General features: G+C 34.6%; 24 protein-coding genes and 1 riboswitch. Of the genes, 7 read left to right on the top strand and 17 right to left on the bottom strand.

Translation table 11 applies throughout. The annotated features are described in order from the left end of the window. The first annotated feature begins 2 nt into the window (after positions 1 to 2). Together NG806_RS06845 and NG806_RS06840 are read left to right on the top strand one after the other, a co-directional pair. Positions 3 to 1,064 (top strand): efflux RND transporter periplasmic adaptor subunit, encoded by a 1,062-nt coding sequence (locus tag NG806_RS06845; protein ID WP_214824143.1) that lies wholly within the window; start codon positions 3 to 5, stop codon positions 1,062 to 1,064. 6 nt (positions 1,065 to 1,070) lie between these two features. After that, positions 1,071 to 4,256 carry an efflux RND transporter permease subunit gene (locus NG806_RS06840; RefSeq protein ID WP_214824146.1) on the top strand — a complete coding sequence of 1,062 codons (3,186 nt, stop codon included), beginning with the start codon at positions 1,071 to 1,073 and terminating at the stop codon, positions 4,254 to 4,256. Positions 4,257 to 4,572: 316 nt separating this feature from the next. On the opposite strand, the gene NG806_RS06835 is transcribed toward NG806_RS06840, so the two are convergent. Continuing rightward, on the bottom strand, positions 4,573 to 5,019 hold the full coding sequence (locus NG806_RS06835) for a KTSC domain-containing protein (protein WP_214824148.1): 447 nt from the start codon (positions 5,017 to 5,019) through the stop codon (positions 4,573 to 4,575). 288 nt (positions 5,020 to 5,307) lie between these two features. Here NG806_RS06835 and NG806_RS06830 point away from each other — a divergent pair, with 288 nt between their 5' ends. Next, positions 5,308 to 5,667: a helix-turn-helix transcriptional regulator gene (locus NG806_RS06830; RefSeq protein ID WP_261512458.1), complete on the top strand. Its 360-nt coding sequence runs from the start codon at positions 5,308 to 5,310 to the stop codon at positions 5,665 to 5,667. A 251-nt stretch (positions 5,668 to 5,918) separates the two neighbouring features. Here NG806_RS06830 and NG806_RS06825 read toward each other — a convergent pair whose 3' ends face one another. The 4 genes from NG806_RS06825 to metE form a co-directional block, all read right to left on the bottom strand. Continuing rightward, positions 5,919 to 6,239 (bottom strand): hypothetical protein, encoded by a 321-nt coding sequence (locus NG806_RS06825; RefSeq protein WP_261512457.1) that lies wholly within the window; start codon positions 6,237 to 6,239, stop codon positions 5,919 to 5,921. A 1-nt stretch (position 6,240) separates the two neighbouring features. Continuing rightward, entirely contained in the window at positions 6,241 to 6,696 is a 456-nt protein-coding gene (locus tag NG806_RS22980) for a hypothetical protein (protein WP_315941760.1), read from the bottom strand. Between the two features lie 421 nt (positions 6,697 to 7,117). Next, positions 7,118 to 7,870 carry a nuclear transport factor 2 family protein gene (locus tag NG806_RS06815; protein ID WP_261512456.1) on the bottom strand — a complete coding sequence of 251 codons (753 nt, stop codon included), beginning with the start codon at positions 7,868 to 7,870 and terminating at the stop codon, positions 7,118 to 7,120. 106 nt (positions 7,871 to 7,976) lie between these two features. Continuing rightward, positions 7,977 to 10,286 (bottom strand): 5-methyltetrahydropteroyltriglutamate--homocysteine S-methyltransferase, encoded by a 2,310-nt coding sequence (gene metE, locus NG806_RS06810; RefSeq protein ID WP_261512455.1) that lies wholly within the window; start codon positions 10,284 to 10,286, stop codon positions 7,977 to 7,979. A 412-nt stretch (positions 10,287 to 10,698) separates the two neighbouring features. Then, a riboswitch (cobalamin riboswitch) is annotated at positions 10,699 to 10,883 on the bottom strand. Positions 10,884 to 11,037: 154 nt separating this feature from the next. Here metE and NG806_RS06805 point away from each other — a divergent pair. After that, positions 11,038 to 11,499 (top strand): Lrp/AsnC family transcriptional regulator, encoded by a 462-nt coding sequence (locus tag NG806_RS06805; RefSeq protein WP_261512454.1) that lies wholly within the window; start codon positions 11,038 to 11,040, stop codon positions 11,497 to 11,499. 18 nt (positions 11,500 to 11,517) lie between these two features. Here NG806_RS06805 and NG806_RS06800 read toward each other — a convergent pair whose 3' ends face one another. The 12 genes from NG806_RS06800 to NG806_RS06745 form a co-directional block, all read right to left on the bottom strand. Next, positions 11,518 to 12,048 carry a Crp/Fnr family transcriptional regulator gene (locus NG806_RS06800; protein ID WP_214824169.1) on the bottom strand — a complete coding sequence of 177 codons (531 nt, stop codon included), beginning with the start codon at positions 12,046 to 12,048 and terminating at the stop codon, positions 11,518 to 11,520. A 14-nt stretch (positions 12,049 to 12,062) separates the two neighbouring features. Further along, the gene (locus tag NG806_RS06795; RefSeq protein ID WP_261512453.1) at positions 12,063 to 12,443 is read right to left on the bottom strand and encodes a VOC family protein; all 381 of its coding nucleotides are present in this window, start codon (positions 12,441 to 12,443) and stop codon (positions 12,063 to 12,065) included. A 101-nt stretch (positions 12,444 to 12,544) separates the two neighbouring features. After that, positions 12,545 to 13,090, bottom strand: a complete 546-nt coding sequence (locus tag NG806_RS06790) for a hypothetical protein (RefSeq protein WP_261512452.1) — start codon at positions 13,088 to 13,090, stop codon at positions 12,545 to 12,547. Between the two features lie 144 nt (positions 13,091 to 13,234). Beyond that, positions 13,235 to 13,816 (bottom strand): hypothetical protein, encoded by a 582-nt coding sequence (locus NG806_RS06785; RefSeq protein ID WP_261512451.1) that lies wholly within the window; start codon positions 13,814 to 13,816, stop codon positions 13,235 to 13,237. Between the two features lie 138 nt (positions 13,817 to 13,954). Beyond that, positions 13,955 to 14,536 carry a GDP-mannose pyrophosphatase NudK gene (gene nudK, locus NG806_RS06780; RefSeq protein ID WP_261512450.1) on the bottom strand — a complete coding sequence of 194 codons (582 nt, stop codon included), beginning with the start codon at positions 14,534 to 14,536 and terminating at the stop codon, positions 13,955 to 13,957. After that, complete coding sequence (locus tag NG806_RS06775; RefSeq protein ID WP_261512449.1) at positions 14,526 to 14,882, bottom strand: DUF4406 domain-containing protein; 357 nt, start codon at positions 14,880 to 14,882, stop codon at positions 14,526 to 14,528. The genes nudK and NG806_RS06775 overlap by 11 nt, the downstream gene beginning before the upstream one ends. Before the next feature lie 68 nt (positions 14,883 to 14,950). Further along, entirely contained in the window at positions 14,951 to 15,532 is a 582-nt protein-coding gene (locus NG806_RS06770) for a Crp/Fnr family transcriptional regulator (protein ID WP_261512448.1), read from the bottom strand. Between the two features lie 146 nt (positions 15,533 to 15,678). Next, positions 15,679 to 17,934, bottom strand: a complete 2,256-nt coding sequence (locus NG806_RS06765) for an excinuclease ABC subunit UvrA (RefSeq protein WP_261512447.1) — start codon at positions 17,932 to 17,934, stop codon at positions 15,679 to 15,681. 81 nt (positions 17,935 to 18,015) lie between these two features. Beyond that, on the bottom strand, positions 18,016 to 18,921 hold the full coding sequence (locus NG806_RS06760; RefSeq protein WP_261512446.1) for a TIGR01777 family oxidoreductase: 906 nt from the start codon (positions 18,919 to 18,921) through the stop codon (positions 18,016 to 18,018). Positions 18,922 to 18,944: 23 nt separating this feature from the next. Beyond that, positions 18,945 to 19,289, bottom strand: coding sequence for a hypothetical protein (locus tag NG806_RS06755; protein ID WP_214824188.1), 345 nt, complete (start codon positions 19,287 to 19,289; stop codon positions 18,945 to 18,947). Positions 19,290 to 19,293: 4 nt separating this feature from the next. Next, the gene (locus NG806_RS06750) at positions 19,294 to 19,890 is read right to left on the bottom strand and encodes an HPP family protein (RefSeq protein ID WP_214824190.1); all 597 of its coding nucleotides are present in this window, start codon (positions 19,888 to 19,890) and stop codon (positions 19,294 to 19,296) included. Between the two features lie 10 nt (positions 19,891 to 19,900). Next, on the bottom strand, positions 19,901 to 20,797 hold the full coding sequence (locus NG806_RS06745) for an arginase family protein (protein WP_261512445.1): 897 nt from the start codon (positions 20,795 to 20,797) through the stop codon (positions 19,901 to 19,903). A 170-nt stretch (positions 20,798 to 20,967) separates the two neighbouring features. Between NG806_RS06745 and NG806_RS06740 the strand changes: the two genes are divergently transcribed. The 3 genes from NG806_RS06740 to hisS all read left to right on the top strand — a co-directional run bounded on the left by NG806_RS06740 (position 20,968) and on the right by hisS (position 23,310). Further along, positions 20,968 to 21,306: a single-stranded DNA-binding protein gene (locus NG806_RS06740; RefSeq protein WP_214824194.1), complete on the top strand. Its 339-nt coding sequence runs from the start codon at positions 20,968 to 20,970 to the stop codon at positions 21,304 to 21,306. A 16-nt stretch (positions 21,307 to 21,322) separates the two neighbouring features. Then, positions 21,323 to 21,778: an HRDC domain-containing protein gene (locus NG806_RS06735; protein WP_261512444.1), complete on the top strand. Its 456-nt coding sequence runs from the start codon at positions 21,323 to 21,325 to the stop codon at positions 21,776 to 21,778. Positions 21,779 to 21,942: 164 nt separating this feature from the next. Then, positions 21,943 to 23,310 carry a histidine--tRNA ligase gene (hisS, locus tag NG806_RS06730; RefSeq protein WP_261512443.1) on the top strand — a complete coding sequence of 456 codons (1,368 nt, stop codon included), beginning with the start codon at positions 21,943 to 21,945 and terminating at the stop codon, positions 23,308 to 23,310. The last annotated feature ends 5 nt before the right edge of the window (positions 23,311 to 23,315 follow it).

Raw genomic sequence — 23,315 nt, 5'->3', positions numbered from 1 at the left:
AAATGAAAAAAACTTTAATATATATCATCGTAGCAGCCGTACTTATAGGTTTAGCGGCATATAAGATTGCAGGAAACAAGGAAAAACAGACGCAGGAAGTTAAAGAAGTTGCAAAACAGGTTGACAAGATCAATGTGAATGTTGTTACTGTAAAAAGAGAAAATATAGATACAGATTATTCTGCTAACGGTACTTTTTTACCAAAGCAGGAAATGAATCAGGCTTCTGAAATTGCCGGACGTATCGTGAGTGTTTTGGTAAAAGAAGGTTCAAGAGTTTCTGCTGGTCAGACTTTAGCAACTATTAAAAGAGATGCTATCGAAGTTGATGTAACACAGGCTCAGAACAACTTACAAAATGCCATTATAGATAACCAACGTTATGAAAATGCATACAAGACTGGTGGGGTTACCAAGCAACAATTGGATAACTCAAGATTACAGTTAAAAAATATGCAGGCTGCTGTAAAAGCTCAGGGAGTAAGAGTAAATGATACAAGCATCCGTGCAGGTATCAGTGGTACCGTTAACAAAAAAATGGTTGAACCGGGAAGTGTTGTTGCAATAGGAAATTCAATGTTTGAAATTGTTAATATCAACAGCTTAAAACTTTCTGTATTAGTGGACGAAAGCCAGATTGGGAGAATTCAATTGGGTCAGGAGGTTCCAATTAACGTAAATGTTTTACCAGAAGGTTCTTTCAGTGGAAGAATTACATTTATTGCTCCTAAGAGTGATGCTTCTTTAAATTTCCCGGTTGAAATTGAGATTCAAAATAACGGACAACTGAAAGCAGGTATGTATGCTACAGCCATATTTAAAACCAATCACGGAGCTGAAACTCAAAATATGTTAACTGTTCCTTCAGAAGCATTCGTAAATGGAGTAAGTTCAGGTCAGTTATTTGTTGTTCAAAACGGAACTGCCAAACTGATCAAAGTAACGATTGGAAAAGTATACGGAGATAAAGTACAGGTATTATCTGGTCTTACTGATGGACAACAGGTAATTACCAGTGGACAGATCAACTTGGATAACGGGTCAAAAATCAATATTGTAAAGTAGTAGACCATGAAGTTAGCAGAAATATCGATTAAAAGACCATCGTTAGTTATTGTATTATTTACAATTCTGACATTGGGAGGTATCCTGAGTTATACACTCATGGGATACGAATTGATTCCGAAGTTCGAAACCAATATGGTAACGATTTCTACGACCTATCCTGGAGCTTCTCCTGCAGAGGTGGAAACTTCCGTTACCCGGAAGATTGAGGACGCCGTTGGATCTTTGGAAAACGTAAAAAAAGTAGAATCTTCTTCATACGAAAGTTTATCTGTAATCATGGTTCAGCTGAACGATGGAGCGGATGTAGATTATGCTTTGAATGATGCTCAGCGTAAGGTAAATGCAGTTCTTAAAGATCTTCCGGATGATGTAGATCCACCTTCACTGAACAAATTCTCTTTGGATGATTTACCAATTATCACGATGAGTATTTCATCTGATAAATTGAACAATAAAGAGCTTTATGACCTTTTAGATAAAAAAATAGAACCTATTTTCTCTCGTGTAAATGGTGTGGCACAAGTTGATCTTGTGGGTGGACAGGAAAGAGAAATTCAGGTAAACCTTGATGAGAAAAAGTTACAGGGGTATGGACTTTCCATTGCTGATGTACAACAGGCTATTCTTTCATCAAACTTAGATTTCCCTACAGGTAGTTTGAAAACGAGAACTTCAAAATCTACGATCAGATTATCAGGAAAATATAAGTCAACCCAGGAAATGAACAACCTTGTGGTTTCTAATAAAGATGGAGCTCAGGTTCGTTTATCTGATATTGCAACGGTTTTTGACTCTCAGAAAGATGTTGAAAAAGTAGCAAGGTTCAATCAGTTTCCTACGATCTTAATGCAGGTTAAAAAACAATCGGATGCCAATGCGGTTGCCGTATCTGAAAGTGTTCAGAAAACGATTGCAACAGTAGAAGCAGCCTATAAAGTTCAGGGAATAAAAGTAAAAGTAGTAAATGATACTACAGACTTTACCCTTGAATCTGCCAACCACGTAATTTTCGACTTATTCTTAGCGATTATTCTTGTGGCAGTGGTGATGTTATTATTCCTTCACAGTATTAGAAATGCCTTCATTGTAATGGTTTCCATTCCGGCTTCATTAATTGCTGCTTTCATTGGAATGAACCTGATGGGGTATACTTTGAACTTGATGAGTTTACTTGGACTTTCTCTTGTGGTAGGTATCCTTGTGGATGATGCGATCGTGGTACTGGAAAACATTTACCGTCACATGGAGATGGGTAAAAGTAAGATCAGGGCTGCATATGACGGAGCTTCGGAAATTGGATTTACCGTTGCGGCGATTACATTGGTAATTGTGGTGGTATTCCTTCCGATTGCGATGAGTTCAGGTCTGGTAGCAAATATCCTGGGGCAGTTTTGCGTCACGGTAGTTATTGCCACCTTATTATCATTGTTGGCTTCATTTACGATCATTCCTTGGTTATCATCAAGATTTGGTAAGCTGGAACATTTAACAGGTAAAAACTGGTTCGAGAAATTCATCCTTTGGTTTGAAGGGTTGATTGATAAATTCACACACTGGATCACTGGAATTCTTGAATGGTGTCTGAAATCAACATTAAGAAGAATATCAACAGTGGTGATCACTTTTATTATTCTGATCTCTTCATTCATGTTGGTAGCATTTGGTTTTATCGGTGGTGAATTCTTCCCTCCAATTGACCGTGGTCAGTTCTTGGTTCAAATGGAATTGTCAAAAGATGCAACGGTTGAAAAGACCAACCAGTTAACATTAGATGTTGAGAAATATTTAAGAAACGATAAAGATGTTGTTGATTTGATTACAACAGTAGGTCAGCAGTCAACAGGTTTTGGTGGAGCTCAGGCTACAACCTACCAATCTGAAGTTCAGGTAAACCTTACCGATAAATCTGAGCGTGCTGAAAGTACCAACATTAAAGCGGCTAAAGTAAAAAGAGCTTTAGAAGAGAAATTTACAGGAGTTGAATTTAAAACTGCGCCAATTGGTATCCTGGGAGCTGAAAATGCACCGATCGAAATGGTAGTAACAGCTCCGGATAATGCTACAGCAGTAAAAGAGGCTACAAGAATTCTAGAACTCTTGAAAAAAGTTCCTGGAGCGGTGGATGCTGAATTATCAACAGATACCGGTAACCCTGAAGTACAGGTGAACATCGACAGAGATAAAATGGCTTCTTTAGGCTTGAATCTTCAAAGTGTAGGACAGACAATGCAGACTGCATTTAACGGAAATACAGATGGGAAATTCAGAGCCGGAGAATACGAATATGATATTAATATCCGTTTCGGAGATGCCAACAGACAGTCTATCGATGACGTTAAAAACCTGATGTTTACAAATCCTAAAGGAGAACAGGTTCGTTTGAGCCAGTTTGCAGAAGTAAAAATGGGTTCTGGACCAAGCTTACTTGAACGTAGAGATAAATCTCCTTCCGTAAAAGTAAGAGCAAAAGCAGTAGGTAGACCAGTGGGTGACGTTGCCAATGAATGGGCAGACCAATTCATGAAGAGCGATAAAAAACCGATCGGGGTAGATTACATCTGGAGTGGTGATATGGAAAACCAGCAGGAAGGTTTCGGTACGTTAGGTATTGCTTTATTAGCGGCTATCGTATTGGTTTACCTGGTAATGGTTTCATTGTATGATAGTTTCGTTTATCCGTTTGTGGTATTGTTCTCAATTCCATTGGCGATGATCGGGGTAATGGTAATCCTTGCCTTAACTGCGAATTCACTGAACATCTTTACGATGCTAGGGATGATCATGTTGATTGGTCTGGTAGCAAAGAATGCGATCTTGATTGTCGACTTTACGAATGCCAGAAAAGCAGCAGGATCAAATACACACGATGCATTGGTTCAGGCTAACCATGCCCGTCTTCGTCCGATCCTTATGACAACAATCGCGATGATCTTCGGGATGTTGCCAATTGCATTGGCTAGTGGAGCAGGAGCAGAATTTAATAAAGGTCTGGCGTGGGTAGTTATCGGTGGTTTGACATCGTCTCTATTCCTTACCTTGATTATCGTACCGGTAGTATACTCTTTATTTGATTCAATTCTTCGTAGAATGGGTCAACATAAGAAAACTGACTACGATGCTGAAATGAAAGCTGATTATGTACATAAAGAACTAAGTGAAGACGGATACACTCCGAAACATTTAGATTAATATAACAACCTTAATTAACCTAGAAACCGTATCAATTTTTGATACGGTTTTTTGTTTGGATTCTTTATTGAATAGTTTTATGACTTGAGGTATAAGTTTAGATTCCTACGGAATGACAAAGTGGGTCGAAATCTAGATGAAAATCTGCGTCATCTGCTCAATCTGCTAAAGAAAAAGTCAATCAATAGGAGCAGGTTTTAACCCGCTTATCAATAAGCATAAACAATTTAGCCAAAACTTAAAGATCTCATTTTTTCCATAACAAAAAAGGCTTCCAGAACAAACTGAAAGCCTTCATTATCTTTTACAGAAAAGATTAATCTGCCATTACTTCACCAGACTTTCTATAAATAAAACTTCCATAGATGTGTCTTCTTGCAAAGCGGCTTGGTGAATCAGCATTAACCATTTTAATATAGGTATTTCTTGGAACCCCAATATATTCATACATTTTGCCATTCAAATGCTGAACTTTTAAAATCTGCTTTTCAAAATAGAAATCCTGAATAATAGATTTTGTAATCGTTTCCGTGTATTCTTCTTTGTATTTTTCCTGTGTTTCCGGGTTGATACTCACCAAAAAATGGTAAGCTTCGATCACAGATTTGCTTTTTTCTTCTGCTTCCAGTTTCCCGGCTTCGTCATTGATGAATTTATCAGGATGTGAATCTTTCATCGTATTTCTATAAATCGTCTTTAACTCTTTTAAAGTAACTGTTTTATCAACCCCAAGAAGCTTTCTGTGTTCACCAACTCTTTTCATAACTAAATATTTACTGATTTTTAAGGTTCTATCTAATCGCTATCTTCGTCAGCATTTATTTATGTAATACTGTTAGTGAAGAGGTCATCATATGAATCCTTATTTCGGGGTGCAAAATTAGGTAATTAAAATTTAAAAAGCATAACTTGTTCAATATTAATTTATTTGATCTCCTTTTGTGCTATAAAATGATAAAATACAATTGGGAATAAATTGTTTTTAAATATGACTTAGAGGCATTTAAGGAAACAAAGTCTTATTTTTTTTATATTTGTAAAAAAGCAGATTATGCAAAAAGAAAAATTACGTGTTCTAAGGAAGAAAAAAGGATATACTCAACAGCAAATTGCTGATGTAATTGCTACCGATGTATCCAATTACTGTAGAAAGGAAGGCGGAGATGTGAAAATAATACATGAGGAATGGGATAAGATTGCTAATTTTCTTGAAGTGCCGGTTGAGGAGATCTATGAGGAAGATGAAGCTACAGTAATAATTAATAATAGTAATGCTACGTTTAATGATAGTCCGGCTTCAGGGTCGAATATCCATACTTTTAATAATGAGTTAAGTATAGAGATTATTAAAAATTTGCAGGATTATATTGGCTTGTTGAGAGAAGAAGTTAAGAAATTAAAGGGTGAATAATTCAGAGAAAAATTTATTTAAATAAAATTTACAAAAAAGCATTCCAATGGGATGCTTTTCTTTTATAATTCCAAGAATTTTTCATTTTTCATTTTTTCTAATAGGTCTTTAATGGTTTTAAATCCGGGTGCATCATTATTGTTTTCCTTTAAATCAAAGAGTTTGGTTTCGGTTTTTACTAATGAATCGGATATGAAAATTTCAGATGTATATTTTGCTAAATCAGGTTGTTGAAAATCATCAAAATAAACTCAGATTTCACTGGTTATACTTTTTTGAGGATTTTTATGGTATTTATCATAGTAATCAGATTCAGATTTTAAAACGCGAATGATCTTGTTATTTTTATCTTTTGTTACTTGAATGGAGTAACCTATTGAACCAATATTTTTATTCTTTTTATTTCTTATGAATCCAGAACCTTCAATAAGTTTGGTTGGATAATCATTTGAATAAACATCAATACTATCTAAATGGCTATAGTTTCTAAATTTTATTTGATTTTGTATTTCATTTCTTGACTGACCAAATAATGATATCGAAATTAAAATTAAAACAAATGAGTACTTCATGTTATTTCTGTAGTTTGGAATTTATAATCTTAATAATCCTGCCTGTGCCTATTAACTGAGGTCCCTCATAAAACTTAAACCCCATACCTGCTTTTAATTTTCTGTGAAAATATTCCTGGGATAAAATATCGATTTCTGCATTTACCAAATCCCCAGGAAAAGCATAATTTGTTCCAATATAAATTTGACGATGAGAAGTTTGAAAATCATCAAAATTAAAAACTAATTGTGATCTATAGTCACTCTTTACATACTGATTTCTTCCTCCGTCTCTTTCTTTTTTAAAATGGATTTGAGCTATAAAATCGCATTTTGAATGTTCAGTTTCTAATCCATTTTCATGAAAATACTCATAGGCATAGCCCTCTAAATCTCCGCATTCTGAAATCAAGTTTTCTTCTTCATCATAGATTTTAAAAGTCTCTTGTGAACTTCCAATACTAGCAGAACCGTCCAAACCAAGTAAAATAGTATAAAATGTGTCTGTTAAAAGAGCAGAGACTATTGTCTTTAATTTTTCAGTTTCAATTTCATTAAGATGTAATTCTTCTATTTTGGTTGAGACATAAGTTCTGAATTCAGATTGAGTATCAAAACTTGAATTAAGAATATTTTGTTTTTCTATATAGAAATTTTTACGAACTCTTCTGGGGTCATTGATTTCTTTTTTTTAACTAAAAAGCAGGAGTTTTCTCATGCCTTGCAATATAAAAATAATAATCAATTCTATTAAACTTTCTTTAGCATAAGCTGCTGTCACTTCTTTGAAGTTTCATTCTATAGCGATAACATTAATAATGTAATTAATAAGTGTATTACTTTTTAATACCAAAGCCATTCTCTTGAGAATGGCTTTGAACTACAAAAAAAGGAATCATTTAAAACTTTCCATTGTTATTTTTCCAATTTTCTTTTGATGGAATTTCTTCTATGGTATCCCAATGTTCGATAATTTTTCCGTTTTCGATACGGAATAAATCGTAGAAAGAAGTGTGTTTTCCTGCAAAATAACCTTCGCTTGTTGTGAGCACAAAATTACCTTCACCCAATACTAAGTGAATGGTGTCATATTGCATAGTAATGCCTTGAGAAGCCATATGATCCATGGCCTTTCCCAATCCCGATAGGCCATCGCCTATTTGCGGGTTGTGCTGGGTATAGTTTTCACCATCAATGTAACTGTTTAATCTTTCCATTTTCCCCTGTACTAAAATATCTTCTACAAAGCCTCTTGCTAATGTTTTGTTAGCTTCTGTTTTGTCTAAATCCTTAATTGTCGTTGCACCATCTGTCATAGTGTGTCCACTTGGGTTTGGACCAGACGTTTCCTGAAGATTATCCCAGTGTTCTACAGCCTTTCCATCTTCGAAACGGAAGATATCGAAGCCTGTTTTTGGACCAAAAAAGTTGTAATCTACATGGCAGAAAGCATAATCACCGTCTTGAAAAGCTCTTATGATATTTACCTTTGTTGTATCTATCGGAAGCTGAGAAAATAAGGTGGCTAAGCCTGCGGGCCCTTCAGCAATATTCAGATTGTGTTGCACATACTTCGCTTCATTGATGTGATCAAGATGTACCCGAGTTTCAATAGCATTTAAAAGTGCTATTGCTTTTTGTTTGTTTTCCATTTTTTTTGTGTTTTTTAATTAAGGAGCTTAAGATACGAAAGATGGAGCTAATAAAAAAGCAGGAGCTTTCACTCCTGCCTCAATAAAAAAATAATAATCAGCTCTATTAAACTTTCTCAGTCGCATAAGCTGCAGCGACCTCTTTCGAAGCTGCTACCATCGCGATCAATGCTTTTTCAGTTTCATCCCAATGACGGGTCTTTAATCCACAGTCTGGATTTACCCAAAGTTGTTCTGCTGGGATTACGGCTTGTGCTTTTTTTAGTAATGCTACCATCTCCTCTTTCGATGGAACTCTTGGAGAGTGAATGTCATAAACTCCCGGACCGATCTCGTTAGGGTATTTAAAGTCTGCAAAAGCATTCAGTAATTCCATTTGGCTTCTTGAGCATTCTATTGTGATTACATCAGCATCCATATCAGCGATATTGTGGATGATGTCATTAAATTCAGAATAACACATATGCGTATGGATTTGCGTAGCATCTTCAACACCACTTGCAGAAATTCTAAAAGCTTCTACAGCCCAGTGCAGGTAATTCTGCCATTCGGCTTTTCGTAAAGGAAGACCTTCTCTGATGGCGGGTTCATCGATCTGGATAATTCTGATTCCTGCTTTTTCAAGATCGTTTACTTCGTCACGGATTGCCAAAGCAATCTGCTTACAGGTTGTAGAACGAGGCTGATCATCGCGTACAAAAGACCATTGAAGGATCGTTACAGGACCTGTCAACATTCCTTTAACCCATTTTTGCGTTAAAGATTGAGCGTATTGTGACCAATAAACGGTCATCGGTTGTGGTCTGTGAATATCTCCATAAATGACGGGTGGTTTTACACAACGGCTTCCATAACTCTGAACCCACCCATTTTGAGTAAATGCAAATCCAGCCAGTTGCTCCCCAAAATATTCAACCATATCATTTCGTTCAAATTCTCCATGAACCAACACATCAATTCCTATTTCTTCCTGCCAGTTGATGGTTCTTTGGGTTTCTTCTTTAAGCAATTGATCGTACTTCTGAGCCGTCAGATCTCCTTTTTTGAATTGGGCTCTCCAGCTTCTTACTTCTTTAGTTTGAGGGAAAGATCCAATCGTAGTGGTTGGGAATAACGGAAGTTCTAGTGCATTCTGCTGTGCTTCTTTTCTTACATTAAACGGACTGTTTCTTTGCGCATCATTTTCTGTCGTTACCGCAACACGATTTTTCACATCCTGATTATGAATTAAGGTTGAAACTTTACGGTTTTCAATAGCTTGTTTATTTTCAGCCAACTCCTGCAGTGTGCTATAATCTGGATTTTCTGAGGCTAATTTTTTCAAAGTAACAATTTCAGAAACCTTCTGTTTGGCAAAAGCCATCCATTGCTTGATTTCAGGAGATAATATCTTTTCATTTTTCTCCAGATCAAGATCGAAAGGAGAGTGAAGTAGTGAGCATGAAGGAGCAATAAAAACTCTTTCAGAACCTAATGCGGTTATGGCTTTCTTGATAAAAGCCAGAGACTGGTTGAAATCATTTTTCCAGATATTTCTTCCGTCAACAACTCCCAATGACAGAATCAACGTTTCAGGAATGGCAGTAAGAACTTCATCCAACTGTTCCGGAGCGCGTACCAGATCAATATGTAAAGCATCAATTGGTAGAGTAGTCGCTAGTGAAAGATTATCTTTTAATCCATCAAAATAGGTGGTAACGATGAATTTAAGATTCGGGAATTGTTCTGTGATCTGAGTATAAACAGATTGGTAAACTTCTTTTGCTTTTTGATCAAGATCTAAAGCTAGAAACGGTTCATCAAACTGGATCCATTCAGCACCATTATTTTCTAACTCTTTTAAAATTTCAGTATAAACAGGAAGCAAGTTCTGAACCAGATCTAGTTTGTCAAAGCCATCTTCTTTTTCCTTTCCTAATAGTAAATACGTTACCAATCCAATGATAACAGGTTTTACACTGATCCCTGCTTCTTTAGCTTCAATAAATTCATTGACGATCTTATTGGAGAATAATCTGAATTGTTGATCTTTCTGAAATTCAGGAACGATATAATGGTAATTGGTGTCAAACCATTTTGTCATTTCCATCGCCGTAATATCTAAACCTTCTTTCTGATGGCCTCTTGCCATAGCAAAATACAGATCAAGTTCATTTGAAGTAATGTCCTGATAACGGGCAGGAATAGCACCAACTGACAGTGTCATATCCAATACCTGATCGTAGAATGAAAAATCATTCGATGGAATAAGATCGATTCCGGCATCCTGTTGTAATTTCCAGTTTTGTTTTCTGATGGTTTTTCCAACCTCTAAAAGTTCCTGTAATGTTGTTTTGCCCGACCAATATTGCTCGCAGGCTTTTTTGAGTTCTCTGTTGCTACCAATTCGCGGGTAACCTAGGATGTGTGTTTGCATTTTCTTTTAAACTTTTAATTAAATTTTAGTTTTTAAAAGTTCTTTTAGAATGCTTCGTAATACGATCGGGAAAGAGTTTTCAGCAATAGAGAAGATACAATATGGACGTAATTTTCCTGTTTAAGGAAGAGATTAGAGAGTAACTTTGAAATAATTTTTTTTAACGCAAAGTTTATTTCTAATTCTTCTTATTTAAGAAGGCAAAGGAGAAATCAATTTCATTGATTTTGAAGAAGCATGCGTTTTATCCATAAGCTTCATCAGCGACAGCGTCGCATCTCTTTGCTCCTTAAAACTAAGGAATCTTTATAATAAATCTTTGCGTTTAAACTCATATCCATTCCAAGTCTAAACAACCCAATACGTTCAAAAAGTATCATCTGTATGACCAAAAGCTTCAAACCGCGAAAGCATTGTCAATTCGGAACAGGCAGGTCTCCTGACTTGTAACAGTTTTGTCATCCTTCCCGCTTCTGGCAGTGGATCTGCAAGGACAAAAACCTTTGGTGTGTTACTTACAGTTGCGCGACAGTTCGTGATTTTCACACGATTCCCTATTAATTTACGTTAAGTAAAACCTTTTCCGTTTGATGAAGTATGTTAAAGAACAAAATAGGGTGTAAAGGTATTGAATAAAGTTATTTTGTTGGTATTGTTTTAAATATTAGGAATAAAATTTTGTTTTAATTTAATTTTAAAGTTATTTATTCTGTAAATTTGAAAAAATCAATCGAAAAAAGAATATTATCCTGTGGAAAGACTCGACGATAAGGATCTTCAACTGTTAAGAATCCTGCAAAAGAATGCTAAACTGACGGTTAAAGAATTGGCCAAAGAAATAAACCTTTCTCCATCACCAGTTTTTGAACGGGTAAAAAGACTGGAGCAGGAAGGCTATATCAAACATTACGCTGCGGTTTTGGAAGCTGAAAAACTAAATCGTGGTTTTACCGTTTTCTGTCAGGTGAAATTAAAGATCCACGACCGGTCTGTAGGAAATAAATTTGTGAAAGAAATTGTACAGATCGAAGAAGTAGCTGAATGCTATAATATTTCAGGAGATTTTGATTTTTTACTTAAAGTTCAGGTACGGGATATGAAACATTATCAGGATTTTGTATTCAACAAATTAGGATCTGTAGATTCCATAGGAAGTACCCACAGTACTTTTGTGATGGCTGAGGTGAAGAACAATCATGGAGTTACAATATAAACTATCAGAGCTTCAATATTACTTTTTTGCTCTTATCCTACTCAACGAAACAGAGGTTATCCCCAGATAGGATGCAATATAATATTGCGGAACGCGGCGGAAAATTTCCGGTGATTGTTTAAGCAATTCGGCATATCTTTCTTCGGCACTGTCCTTTATCCGCGAAATAAAAAGTTTCTGATATTTAAGCAGACGCTCTTGCAAATAACTGTAATAGAATTCCTTAATATGCGGATTAAGCTCCATCTTTTGCCTGAACTCTTCAATAGAAGTACTGTAAACAACAGAAGGCTCTATCATTTCGATATTATAAATACTTGGTGAATTGTAAAATAAACTTTCCCATGATGAGATAAGGTTACCTTCAAATAAAAACTGGAAAGTAATTTCCTTACCATCATTATTAAGCCAGCCTCTGGCTACTCCTTTTTCAAGATAGTAGAATTTACGGGCCATTTTACCTTCTTCCGTTAATAAAGTTTTAGGAGCAAGTTCCTCCTTATCAAAACCATTTAGTATTTCGTCTAAAACATTTTTATCCAGGGACATACTTATGACGGGATTTAAATATAATTACTTACTTCAATAAGGTTCATATCAGGATCTCTGAAATATATTGATCTTATTTTGCCCATCGCACCTGTTCTCTCAACGATACCTTCAATAATCTCAATGTTTTTATGTCGTAATTCCTTTAAAACCTCATGGATATCTGTTGAAGCAATAAAACATAGATCTGCAGAACCGGGAGTTGGATGTTCTGCTTTGGGCTCAAACTCTTTTCCTTTTTGGTGAAGATTGATCTTTTGGTTTCCGAAAGTCAACGCTTTTCTGTTATCTCCGAAGGTTACGACTTCGAAGCCGAGAATATGGGTGTAGAACCCGATTGTTTTATCGATATTGGCTACGGTTAAAACGATGTGATCGATGTTTTTGATTTCCATGTTTTATTTTATTTTAACACTAATGACACAAATGGCTTCACTAATATCACGAATTTTCAAATATTTATTTGTGAATATTAGTGCTATTTGTGGTTGAAATCTTAATAAAGGTAATTAACATCCATTATTCCTTTTTTAAAGTTGACTATAATGGTATCATTATTTTTCAATTCAAAAACTGACTTTAAATTTTTCTTTACTCTATATGTATTCACTTTATCAAAATCCTGATCGTCGTGTATAGAATTTTTATCTGCATGTAACCAAAATACTTGGTGTTCTTTATGGTTAACAACTTCGTATTTTCTTGTAATCTTTTCTTTTCCTGTTTGAATATTTACAAAAAGTAAAATATAATTGATAGGATGATGGAGTCCCATAAACCAAGACAATCCTAAAACGAGAATAACAATAGGTAGATTTGAAAGATCTTTTGTTTTAGATTTAATTATAGCAAAAAGTATAATGATCAGGAGAATGAAAAATGTGATAATTGTGTATTTCCAAGAGCCATCTTCGAAATTTTTAAGGTCAGCATATAAATATCTTTCTCTAATTATGGGTTTTAAAATAAAGCTATAGACAGAAAAAAAGGTAATTAGAATAATGAAAAAGATTATTTGCGACTTTGATATATTTTTAAACATTTGTATTTTATAATAGGTAAGTAGATTCGAAAGAAATTATTTTTTTTAACACTAATTACACAAATGGCTTCACTAATATCACGAATTTTCAAATATTTATTTGTGAATATTAGTCTATATATTAGTGGAATTTATGTTTAATATTTAATCCATCCTCTGCTGCTGCAAATACGTCAAAGTAGAATTTTTAATAAATTCTTCCATCGTGGTTTCTTTAACCGCATTTTTATTGGTCAACTCAAACAGATACTGAATTAAGTTACCCAGTTTATTGTCCTTACAGGTAATTCTAAACCTCTTGGCTTTGGGATTTGAACCTAGAAAAGTGAGTTCAGTTGTATTGCTTAATTTCACATTGTTGACATCAAAACCGGCACGTGGATTTTTTTGAAGACGTAGAAATCTTTTTTGGGTTTTATCCGTGCTTTCTTCTATGAATTTTTCCATTTGATAATCTGTTAGAAGTTGTGGATAAATTAATCCCCGTTGTAATATTAAACTGGTTACCTTATCAGATTTATCATATAGGATCGTTTTGTCATCAAACTGAACCTGAGTGTCCTTTACAACAATCTTTCCTTCAAATCTTGGATAGGTTTTCTTCTTGTATTCATTTTTGAATTGCTCAGTAATAGCCTTTTCTTTGCTGCTTGAGGTTTCTTTTTTCTGACCAAAAGTAGCTATTGATAATGATAACAAGAGGATAAATGAAAATTGCCGTCTCATATTTTTTTGATTTTTAAAATGTATTTCCCCTTCCTTTTTTAAGAAATTCTTAAGATGAAAATACGGAAATGAAAATACATATTTTTATTTTAAAATTAGTTTTTATGGATTTTAGTTTTTTTAGCAGCAAATATGATGCTATAGAATATTTTTAACGCGTAAATGCTGAAGAAGCATGATTGTTTTTGCATCTTTAATCTCACCAGTATCGATCATTTTTAAGGTTTCATCAAAAGAAAGTTCTAAAACTTGAATATCTTCACCCTCTTCCTCAAGCCCACCACCAGCTGAAGTTTTCATTTCTTTAGAATATTCTGCAATAAAAAAATAAAGGATCTCAGTGACGGAGCCAGGTGACATATAAGATTCAAATATCTTTTCTACTTTGGAGATCTGATATCCGGTTTCTTCTTCCGTCTCCCTTTTAATACAGTCTTCAGGATTGTCATTATCCAATAATCCGGCACAGGCTTCGATAAGCATACCTGTAGTATTCCCATTAATAAAAGTAGGCAATCGAAATTGCCTTGTTAAAATAACGGTTTTTGAATTTTTATTGTAAAGTAAAATAGTAGCACCATTTCCTCTGTCATAAGCTTCTCTGCTTTGAGTTTCTATGGTTCCGTTACTTTTTAATTTTTCATAAGTAACTTTATTTAAAGTGTACCAATTATCGGATAAAATTTCTGTCTTTGTAATTTTTACGTTATTATTCTGCATGTGGAATATCTTCAATATTATAGTAAACTTTCAAACCTCTTTCTTTAGCAATTCTTACATCTTCATCTGCACCTTTTGAAGCACCCTTCAAACGTAATATGGCATCACATTTTTCCAGGATACGATGGGCAACAGGGTATTGTATCTCCTGCCATGCTTCATCACCTAACTGTTTGGAACCCGCGAGATGGATTAATGGCAGAGCCACCCATTCTCCGATCATGGGAATATGACCTTTTCTGAAAATAGGTAATGCAGCTGATTCAAGGTTATTTAAGTTCTGTTGTATGAGTTGAGGGTCGTCATTGGTACCACTGCGATAGGGTCCGGCAATAAGTATGAGCATAATATTTTCTATTTTGAACAAAATAACAGAACTTAAAATGTAAAAAAAATAAGATAGTTTAAGAGTCGTTATTTTTTGTGTTTATTTGTTTTTATTGTACTTAAGAATTCGGGTGTGATCCCCAGATAGGATGCAATTTGCTTTTGTGTAATCCTTTCTGCTGCCAATGGATATTTTTGAAGAAAAGCATAATACCGCTCTTCGGCTGTCAGTGAAAGATTTTCAATAATTCTAAGCTGCTCTCTTGTGTATGCATTTTGCATCATGATCCTGAAAAATCTTTCAAACTTTGGAATTTTCAGGTACAGATTATCTAAATCATCTTTTTTTAACTGTAGAACAACACTGTCTTCTAATGCTTCAATATTCAGCATTGCAGGGTGGTGATTAATAAAGCAGTACATATCTGTAATCCACCAATCCGGCATAGCAAACATAATAGTAGACTCTTTCCCTGAAACATCCATGTAAAAAGCTCTTAAAAGCCCTGATTGAACAAAGTAGATCTCTTTACAGAGTCGCTGTTGCTTTAGAACTAACTCTTTTTTTTGAACTGTTCTTTCTTTCAATAAAGAGTTGAAGTAGGTAACTTCCTCATTATTAAGCGAAATGTGTTTGGTTATATTCTTTAAAATTAAACTGTCATTCATGGGTACCCGATGGTCACTATTTCTTTACATACAAACGCTAAATTAATGTTTCTTTTTCAAGAACCTTTCATTATTCCTTTGAATTCAGGGAAATTAAAGGGATATCTGTAGAACATCAAGGGTTTAAAGCAGTTATGATTAGTGATTTATTTACCGTTCAAATGTTTTTTCAAATATTTCGAAGTTTCAGAATGATGATCTTTCAGTAAATTTTCTACGGTTCCTTCAAATACAACTTTACCGCCCAATTTTCCTGCTCCAGGACCAATATCGATGATCCAGTCGGCTTGTGCAATAATATCCAGATTGTGCTCAATAATAATCAGCGTGTTACTGGTTTTTATTAATTCCTCGAAGAATGAAAGTAGCTTTTCATTATCAATGGGGTGAAGTCCGGTGCTGGGTTCATCGAGAACGATAACCTTCGCTGTATGATTCAATTCTTTAGTAAGTTTTAAACGTTGCCTTTCACCTCCGGAAAAGCTGTCGAGCCGTTGTCCCAGAGTTAAATAATCTAATCCCAGTTTGATCAGTAAGCTGAGTTCATGTTCGAATTCTGGTTTTGGAAAAAAGTGCAATGCATCCAACACGGTCATTTCCATGATTTCAGCGATATTTTTTTTGTGATAATGATATTGTAAAACTTCTGGTTTATAGCCTGAACCCTGACATACCTCGCAAGGCTGTTCAATATCATCCATAAAGGCAAGATCTATTTTTTCAACACCTAAACCTTTGCAGTTTGGACAGGCGCCTTCTCCATTACGACTAAAAAGTTTATCAGATACCTTATTGGCCTGTGAAAAAAGTTTCCTCACCGTATTTGATAAATTTAAATAGGTCAATAAATTGGAACGGCTGCTCGCTGTAAAAACGGACTGATCTATGATGGTTACTTCAGGATAGAAGAGAGGTAGAATTTTATTAATTAAGGTACTTTTCCCCGAACCTGCAACACCCGTTACCACGGTCATAATTCCTGTTGGAATCTTTATGCTGATATCTTTTACATTAAAAAGGCTGCCATTTTTTATTTCAATAGATCCTTTTGCCGAACGTGGATTTTTATTAAAATTTCGTTTTTTGCTAAAGTAACTTCCTGTTTTACCTTTAGCATTTTTTAAATTTTTAAAAGTCCCCTGGTACATAATTTCACCCCCATTTTTCCCTGATTCAGGTCCCATATCAATAATGAGATCAGCTATTTTAATAAGATCGGGATCATGTTCAACGATTAAAACTGTATTTCCTTTATCTCTGATTTTTTTGATGATGTCTACAATATGGTCGATATCTTTAGGATGTAGTCCTATACTCGGTTCATCAAAAATATATAATAAATCAACCAAACTGTTTCCCAATTGCTTTACCATCTTTATCCGTTGAGATTCACCTCCGGAAAGGGTATCCGTTTGTCTGTCCAAAGTGAGATACTGTAAACCGATGTCAATTAGATTTTGCAGTTTTTTTTCGAGTTCCTGAAAAATCGAAGAATAAGTTTTGGATGGGATGTCTTGCAGAAAAGCGAGAAGATCATCAACAGATAATGCTGTGCAGTCTGCAATGTTGAGCCCTTCAATTTTACAGGACAAGATTTTAGCGTTTAATCTTTGGCCTTTACATAGCGGACAATTCTTTGTAATAATAACTTTTTTTAAAGTCTCTTTTCTGGTAACATTTTCTTGAGAGTCTTTTTTTAAGAATGAATTTTCAATTCGTGGAATGACTCCTTTATATTTCACTGTTTTACCCCATTCTTTGGAAGGCTTTTTAGGCGTGTGTTCTTCTGCATGCAACAATAGTTCCCATTCTTCTTTTGTAAAATCCTTTAGCTTTTTATCATTATCAAAATAACCGGAATGAATATAACGGGTTAATCGCCATCCACCAGACTGAAAAGTAGGGAATTGGATGGCACCTTCGTTCAAAGATTTATTTTTATCGAATAGCGTTTCGGTATTTACAGTCTGAACATATCCCAACCCTTCACATTCCGGACACATCCCTTGAGGATTATTAAAGGAAAATACATTAGAATACCCTACAAAAGGTTGACCTATTCTCGAGAAAAGTAATCGGAGAGAGGCGTAAATATCTGTTGCTGTTCCTACCGTTGAACGGGCATTTCCACCCAGTCTCTTTTGATTGATGATAAAAGGAACATTGAGGTTTTCAATTTTATCAACATTGGGAACTCCAAAATGTTGCAAGCGGTTTCTGATAAAACTATTTTGTGTTTCATTGATCTGCCGCTGGGCTTCAGCTCCAATAGTTTCAAAAACCAGAGAAGACTTTCCAGATCCTGAAACACCCGTAAAAACGGTGATTTTGTTTTTTGGAATTTGTAATGAAATGTTTTTAAGATTATTCTGTCGTGCTTTGGTTACAATGATGTCTTTCATAATTTAATATTTACAGATGAAATCAAGTACTTCAATATTGAACAGATACTTTCTTAAGAGGTATCTTTCTGAGAATGGATATTACTTTTTCAGTAAATCTTCCAGTGCTTTTTTTAAATCTGGAAACTGGAATTGAAATCCTGCGTCCTGAATTTTTTGAGAATTAACCCGTGAGCCTTCTAAAAACGCTACAGACAATTCTCCAAATATAAGTTTTAATATAAAAGCAGGAACATTGGGCATAAACAAGGGCTTATGCAGGACTTCCGCTATTTTTTTTGTAAAATTTTCGTTTGTTGTATGTTGCGAAGAAGCTGAATTATATGCTCCCCTCATGTGTGGGTTTTTTAATGCAAATTCATAAATCCCACTCATGTCTTTTAAATGAATCCATGGCATATACTGTTGACCGCTTCCTAATGGTGAACCGATCCAGAACTTAATAGGAACAGCCATCTTTTTTAAAGCTCCTTCCTTTTCAGAAAGGACAATAGAAGTTCTTATTTTTACGACTCTTTCTGCAGCATTTTCTTTAAGGAATTCATCAGCTGCCTCCTCCCACAGAATAACCACCTTTCCAAGAAAATTATTGGCTTTTTCATCTTCTTCGGAATAGATCTTTTGTGAGGTCTTGGCTCCGTAAATTCCAATTGCAGAAGCCGAAATGAAAGACTTTAGTTTGATGTTTTTCTTTTTTAAAGTTTCCAGGATCAGCTTTGCAGAATCAACACGACTGGAAATTATTTCTTTCTTCCTTTCTTCTGTCCATTGTTTTTCAGAAATATTAGCTCCTGCAAGATGAATAATATGACTCACATTTTCAAATGCAGATTCATCGATTGTTCCTTTATTAATATTCCATTCGTATTCGTTGCTTTTTTCTTTTTTTCGCGTTAAAAATCGAACCGTATATTCCTTATCAATATTTTTCGATAGTTCACGGGCGACCATTCCATTAGCTCCGGTAATTAAAACAACTTCTTTCATAGTATTAATTTAGGTTGGTGTACTTATGCTTGATTTTTTACGATCAAAACAAAATCGTCTTCTAAAAGTTTGTAACCGTAGTCATAAATAAATTTATATTCAGAACCATTTTTATAAACCTTTAGGTTGGTGAAGTAATCAAAATCAAAACCTAAGCCATCCAGTTTCGATCTGGCGATTTTAGTTTTACCATCAATATTGATTTCCGTTAGAATGCGGTAATTTTTACGGAGTTTATTATTGATATTCCGCATCAGATTATTAGAATCTTTGTTCTGTTTATTGTTGTAGGCATTTCGACAGGCATCATTACAGAACTTTTTATCAGACCTGCCAAGTATTTTTTCGCCACATTCAAGACAATCCATACTTTTATTTTTTCATTTTATGTTCGTGTTTTTTTCTTAATAACTTTTTTAACCTGTTATGATTAGGATAGCTTCTGTTGGGAGTAATATTGTTAAAGAATAAAGCCACAAGCAATAGGATGATACATCCTGATAGAACAGGAGATAGCGCATACCAGTATCCCAATTCAGGAATTTTACCAGAGGACGTAACGGCAATCAATGCTGTAGCACCACCCGGAGGATGTAATGTCTTGGTGTATTGCATCAAAACAATTGAAAATGCAACAGCTAAAGGTGCAGAAAGCCAAACAATATCAGGAACGATCTTATATATCGTAACACCTACCAATGCTGAAAGAACATGTCCGCCGATTAAATTTCTGGGCTGTGCCAGTGGACTTTGAATGGCTCCATAGATCAAAACACTGGATGCTCCAAATGAACCAATAAGAAAAATGTTTTCCTGTTCCAAAAGATAATGGGATTGTATAAATGCAATAATCCCAATTCCGAAAAATGCACCTAAAAAAGACCAGAAATGCTCTTTGTAATCAACAAGTGTTTCTTTATAAATTACGTATTTTGAAACCCTGAATGTTCTTTTTATTTTCTGCTTCATATTTTCTGCTTTAATTTTTTATCATTTGCGTTAAATTCTCAATAAAAGCCCTTGTATAAAGGCCTTCTTTGTCATAGTCAGGGTCTAATATAGTGATTTCAATTCCAAAACACTTATTATTTTTCATCAATGGAATTAAAATTTCTTTGACATTATCATAGTCAATTCCATCTTCCATTCTACTGTCTACAGCTGGCATAATTTCATCTTTTAAAACATCCACATCAAAATGGATAAAGAAGCCATCTAAATTCTTTTCCTGAATCATTTTTAAGAAATCTTCAGTTGTTTTTGTGAAACCGTTTTTTCTTAAGTTTTCAAGATCATAATAATGTACATCAGAATTGATAATCTGATCAACATATTCTTCGTCATCCATTTCTGCATTTCCGACACAGAAAATGTTCTCTTCTAAAAAATAAGGTTTTAGATCTTCAATATTCGTTAATTTTTCATGTCCCATTCCTGAAACAATAGCCAGATCCATTCCTGCAACACCCCCGCTCGGAGAGAGTTGTGGTGGAATAAAATCGGTATGACCATCGAGGTAGAACAATCCAAAATTTCCAAGCTTTTTTAGTGCAACGGCAGCTCCGATCAGAATACTGCAGTCACCTCCAATCATGATATTGAATGTATCTTTATTAAAATTATTGAGAATAAGTTCGGATTGCCTTTTTGCATATTCAATGATCTGATCAGGATTTTTAACCTGTGTTTCTTCATCAAAATACATGGTATATTCCGGAGCTTCTAACCTGAACGTATTTCTGGGACTAAGTTTATCGTGAAAGCCAAATTTTCGAAGCCAGTCAGGAAGTTTTCTAACACCTGGCTCTATCTCGTGTTCTTTTTTGGTGAGACCCAAATTGAATGGAAACTCAAAAATATTGATCTCTCTTTTCATAGACTGAATGTTTATTCAAAGATAAGGATTATCCGTTTGTAAACGACTACAAACGAGTTTAAATAGTTTGTAACCGACTGCAATGTTTCGGGATGACAATCTTTGCAACAGAGATTTGAGAAAGCAGTGAACGTCTCGGATCTAATTATTAATCTTTAAAATATATAGTTATGTCACTAAGAAACAAAGTAACATTAATTGGTTACACAGGAAAAGAAGTTGAAATGGTAAACTTCGATAGCGGAAATGTAAAGGCAAGTGTGTCTTTAGCAACGACTGATCATTACACCAATGCAAAAGGGGAGAAGGTAGAAGAAACCCAATGGCATAATTTAATTGCCTTTGGAAAAGTGGCTGAAATCCTTCAGAAGTATGTTCCTAAGGGAAAGGAAATTGCAATCGAAGGAAAACTGACATACAGATCCTATGATGATAAAGATGGTGTAAAACGCTACATTACAGAGATCAGAATTGATGAAATTCTCTTGTTAGGAGGAGGTAATAAATAATATAATAAAAACACAAATGATGAAGGTAAAAGTTTTTAAAATAAGATTGCCTGAAGAATATCTGTACAAAGATCAACAGGTATTAGATGATTTTCTTGGAAATCATGACGTTATCAAGTCGGAAACAGCTTTTGTACATGATGAAAATTATTGGTCGGTTGTTTTGTATTTTGAAGAATCGAAAGTTGTTTTATCCGCTGTTAAAGAACCGAAAATTGTAAAATATGCAGCCGAAAGTGATGTGTTGAATCCAGATGAAGAAAAGATATTAGATGCATTAAAACTGTGGAGATCTGAGAAAGCCAGAGAACAAAATCTCCCGATCTATTTTATAGCCAGTAATAAGGAGTTGGTATCAGTAGCTAAATATAAACCTGCCAAAAAAGCTGAGCTATTGGATATTAAGGGTTTTGGAAAACACAAGATAGAAAACTATGGTGAAGAAATTTTAGAAATCCTGGAAAGTATTTGATTTTTCGATTGATTGTTGAACACAAATGATGAAGTAATGTGGAAGAAGCTGGAGAAAATTATTTTCTTCAGCTTCTGTGATGTATTGTCTTATAGTAAAAGTCTTTTCATTTTCTTATTTTTGCATGACTTATCAATTATTACACATCATTTATCAATTATAAAATGAAGCCAAGCTTAGCAAAAGGAACGAGAGATTTTACCGCACAGGAAGTTTCAAGAAGAAAATATATTATCAATATTTTACAGAATAATTTTGAATTATTTGGATTCCAACCATTGGAAACACCAAGTTTTGAAAATCTTTCGACATTGACGGGAAAATATGGAGAAGAAGGAGACCGTTTGATCTTTAAAATCTTAAATTCCAGCATCAATGAAGCTAAAGAGGAGAAGAAGGCCCAAATGCTCAATGATTTTCAAAGAGCATTAGATAAACCATTCAGTTCAGATAGTCTTACTGATAAAGCGCTTCGTTATGACCTTACAGTGCCTTTCGCAAGATTTGTAGCAATGAACCATGGACAGTTAACTTTCCCTTACAAACGTTATCAGATTCAACCGGTTTGGAGAGCAGACCGTCCGCAGAAAGGAAGATTCAGAGAATTTTATCAGTGTGATGCTGATGTAGTAGGAAGTGAAAGCCTTTTACAGGAAGTAGATTTAATTCAGTTATACTTAAAATCATTTGCAGACCTAAAAGTTTCTGTTACCATTCACGTTAACAATAGAAAAATCCTTTCTGGATTAGCTGAATACGCAGGAATTACGGATAAATTAATTGATTTTACAGTAGCTCTTGATAAATTAGATAAAATAGGAAAAGAAGGCGTTGTAAAAGAGTTATTAGAAAGAGAAATTTCCCAGGACTCTATTGATAAATTAGATTTCTTATTTTCTCAATCTGACGATGCTTTGGAGAATCTGCTTCAGCTTAAAGAAAAATTCGTTGGAAATGAAATAGGATTAAAAGGAGTAGAAGAATTAGAGTTTGTTCTTACGCAGTCTATAAGCCTTGGAGTAGATATTCAGAATCTTGTTTTTGATATTACCTTAGCAAGAGGACTGGATTATTATACAGGTGCTATTTTTGAAGTTAAGGCTGATGAAGCACAGATGGGTTCTATCGGTGGTGGTGGAAGATATGATAATCTTACCGCAGTTTTTGGAGTAAAAAATATTCCGGGTATTGGTATTTCCTTTGGATTAGATAGAATTTATCTGGTCATGGAAGAATTAGGTCTTTTCCCTGCAGAAGCTACATCAAAAGTAGAGTATTTATTTGCCAATTTTGGTGGTGAAGAAACCTTGGAAGCTTTAAAACTGATTATACAGTTAAGAGAAAAAGGTATTTCTGCAGAATTATATCCTGAAAGTGCAAAAATAAATAAACAGTTCACTTATGCAGAAAAGAAAGGCATTAAGAACCTTATATTTTTAGGTGAAGAAGAAATTAAAAACAGAACAGTAACCTTTAAAAACCTTGAAGCTGGAGAACAGAAAACAGTTTCTCTGGAGGAGTTTTTAGGATAATTACA

Source organism: Chryseobacterium paludis, from assembly GCF_025403485.1.
GTDB lineage: Bacteria > Bacteroidota > Bacteroidia > Flavobacteriales > Weeksellaceae > Chryseobacterium > Chryseobacterium paludis.
This window is presented reverse-complemented; position numbering and strand designations above follow the sequence as displayed.

Bases quoted from the DNA above. Each gene is read 5' to 3' on its own strand.
- NG806_RS06845 (WP_214824143.1), top strand. From the start codon at position 3: ATGAAAAAAACTTTAATATATATCATCGTAGCAGCCGTACTTATAGGT.
- NG806_RS06840 (WP_214824146.1), top strand. From the start codon at position 1,071: ATGAAGTTAGCAGAAATATCGATTAAAAGACCATCGTTAGTTATTGTA.
- NG806_RS06835 (WP_214824148.1), bottom strand. From the start codon at position 5,019: ATGAAAAGAGTTGGTGAACACAGAAAGCTTCTTGGGGTTGATAAAACA.
- NG806_RS06830 (WP_261512458.1), top strand. From the start codon at position 5,308: ATGCAAAAAGAAAAATTACGTGTTCTAAGGAAGAAAAAAGGATATACT.
- NG806_RS06825 (WP_261512457.1), bottom strand. From the start codon at position 6,239: ATGAAGTACTCATTTGTTTTAATTTTAATTTCGATATCATTATTTGGT.
- NG806_RS06815 (WP_261512456.1), bottom strand. From the start codon at position 7,870: ATGGAAAACAAACAAAAAGCAATAGCACTTTTAAATGCTATTGAAACT.
- metE (WP_261512455.1), bottom strand. From the start codon at position 10,286: ATGCAAACACACATCCTAGGTTACCCGCGAATTGGTAGCAACAGAGAA.
- NG806_RS06800 (WP_214824169.1), bottom strand. From the start codon at position 12,048: ATGTCCCTGGATAAAAATGTTTTAGACGAAATACTAAATGGTTTTGAT.
- NG806_RS06795 (WP_261512453.1), bottom strand. From the start codon at position 12,443: ATGGAAATCAAAAACATCGATCACATCGTTTTAACCGTAGCCAATATC.
- NG806_RS06790 (WP_261512452.1), bottom strand. From the start codon at position 13,090: ATGTTTAAAAATATATCAAAGTCGCAAATAATCTTTTTCATTATTCTA.
- NG806_RS06785 (WP_261512451.1), bottom strand. From the start codon at position 13,816: ATGAGACGGCAATTTTCATTTATCCTCTTGTTATCATTATCAATAGCT.
- nudK (WP_261512450.1), bottom strand. From the start codon at position 14,536: ATGCAGAATAATAACGTAAAAATTACAAAGACAGAAATTTTATCCGAT.
- NG806_RS06775 (WP_261512449.1), bottom strand. From the start codon at position 14,882: ATGCTCATACTTATTGCCGGACCCTATCGCAGTGGTACCAATGACGAC.
- NG806_RS06770 (WP_261512448.1), bottom strand. From the start codon at position 15,532: ATGAATGACAGTTTAATTTTAAAGAATATAACCAAACACATTTCGCTT.
- NG806_RS06765 (WP_261512447.1), bottom strand. From the start codon at position 17,934: ATGAAAGACATCATTGTAACCAAAGCACGACAGAATAATCTTAAAAAC.
- NG806_RS06760 (WP_261512446.1), bottom strand. From the start codon at position 18,921: ATGAAAGAAGTTGTTTTAATTACCGGAGCTAATGGAATGGTCGCCCGT.
- NG806_RS06755 (WP_214824188.1), bottom strand. From the start codon at position 19,289: ATGGATTGTCTTGAATGTGGCGAAAAAATACTTGGCAGGTCTGATAAA.
- NG806_RS06750 (WP_214824190.1), bottom strand. From the start codon at position 19,890: ATGAAGCAGAAAATAAAAAGAACATTCAGGGTTTCAAAATACGTAATT.
- NG806_RS06745 (WP_261512445.1), bottom strand. From the start codon at position 20,797: ATGAAAAGAGAGATCAATATTTTTGAGTTTCCATTCAATTTGGGTCTC.
- NG806_RS06740 (WP_214824194.1), top strand. From the start codon at position 20,968: ATGTCACTAAGAAACAAAGTAACATTAATTGGTTACACAGGAAAAGAA.
- NG806_RS06735 (WP_261512444.1), top strand. From the start codon at position 21,323: ATGATGAAGGTAAAAGTTTTTAAAATAAGATTGCCTGAAGAATATCTG.
- hisS (WP_261512443.1), top strand. From the start codon at position 21,943: ATGAAGCCAAGCTTAGCAAAAGGAACGAGAGATTTTACCGCACAGGAA.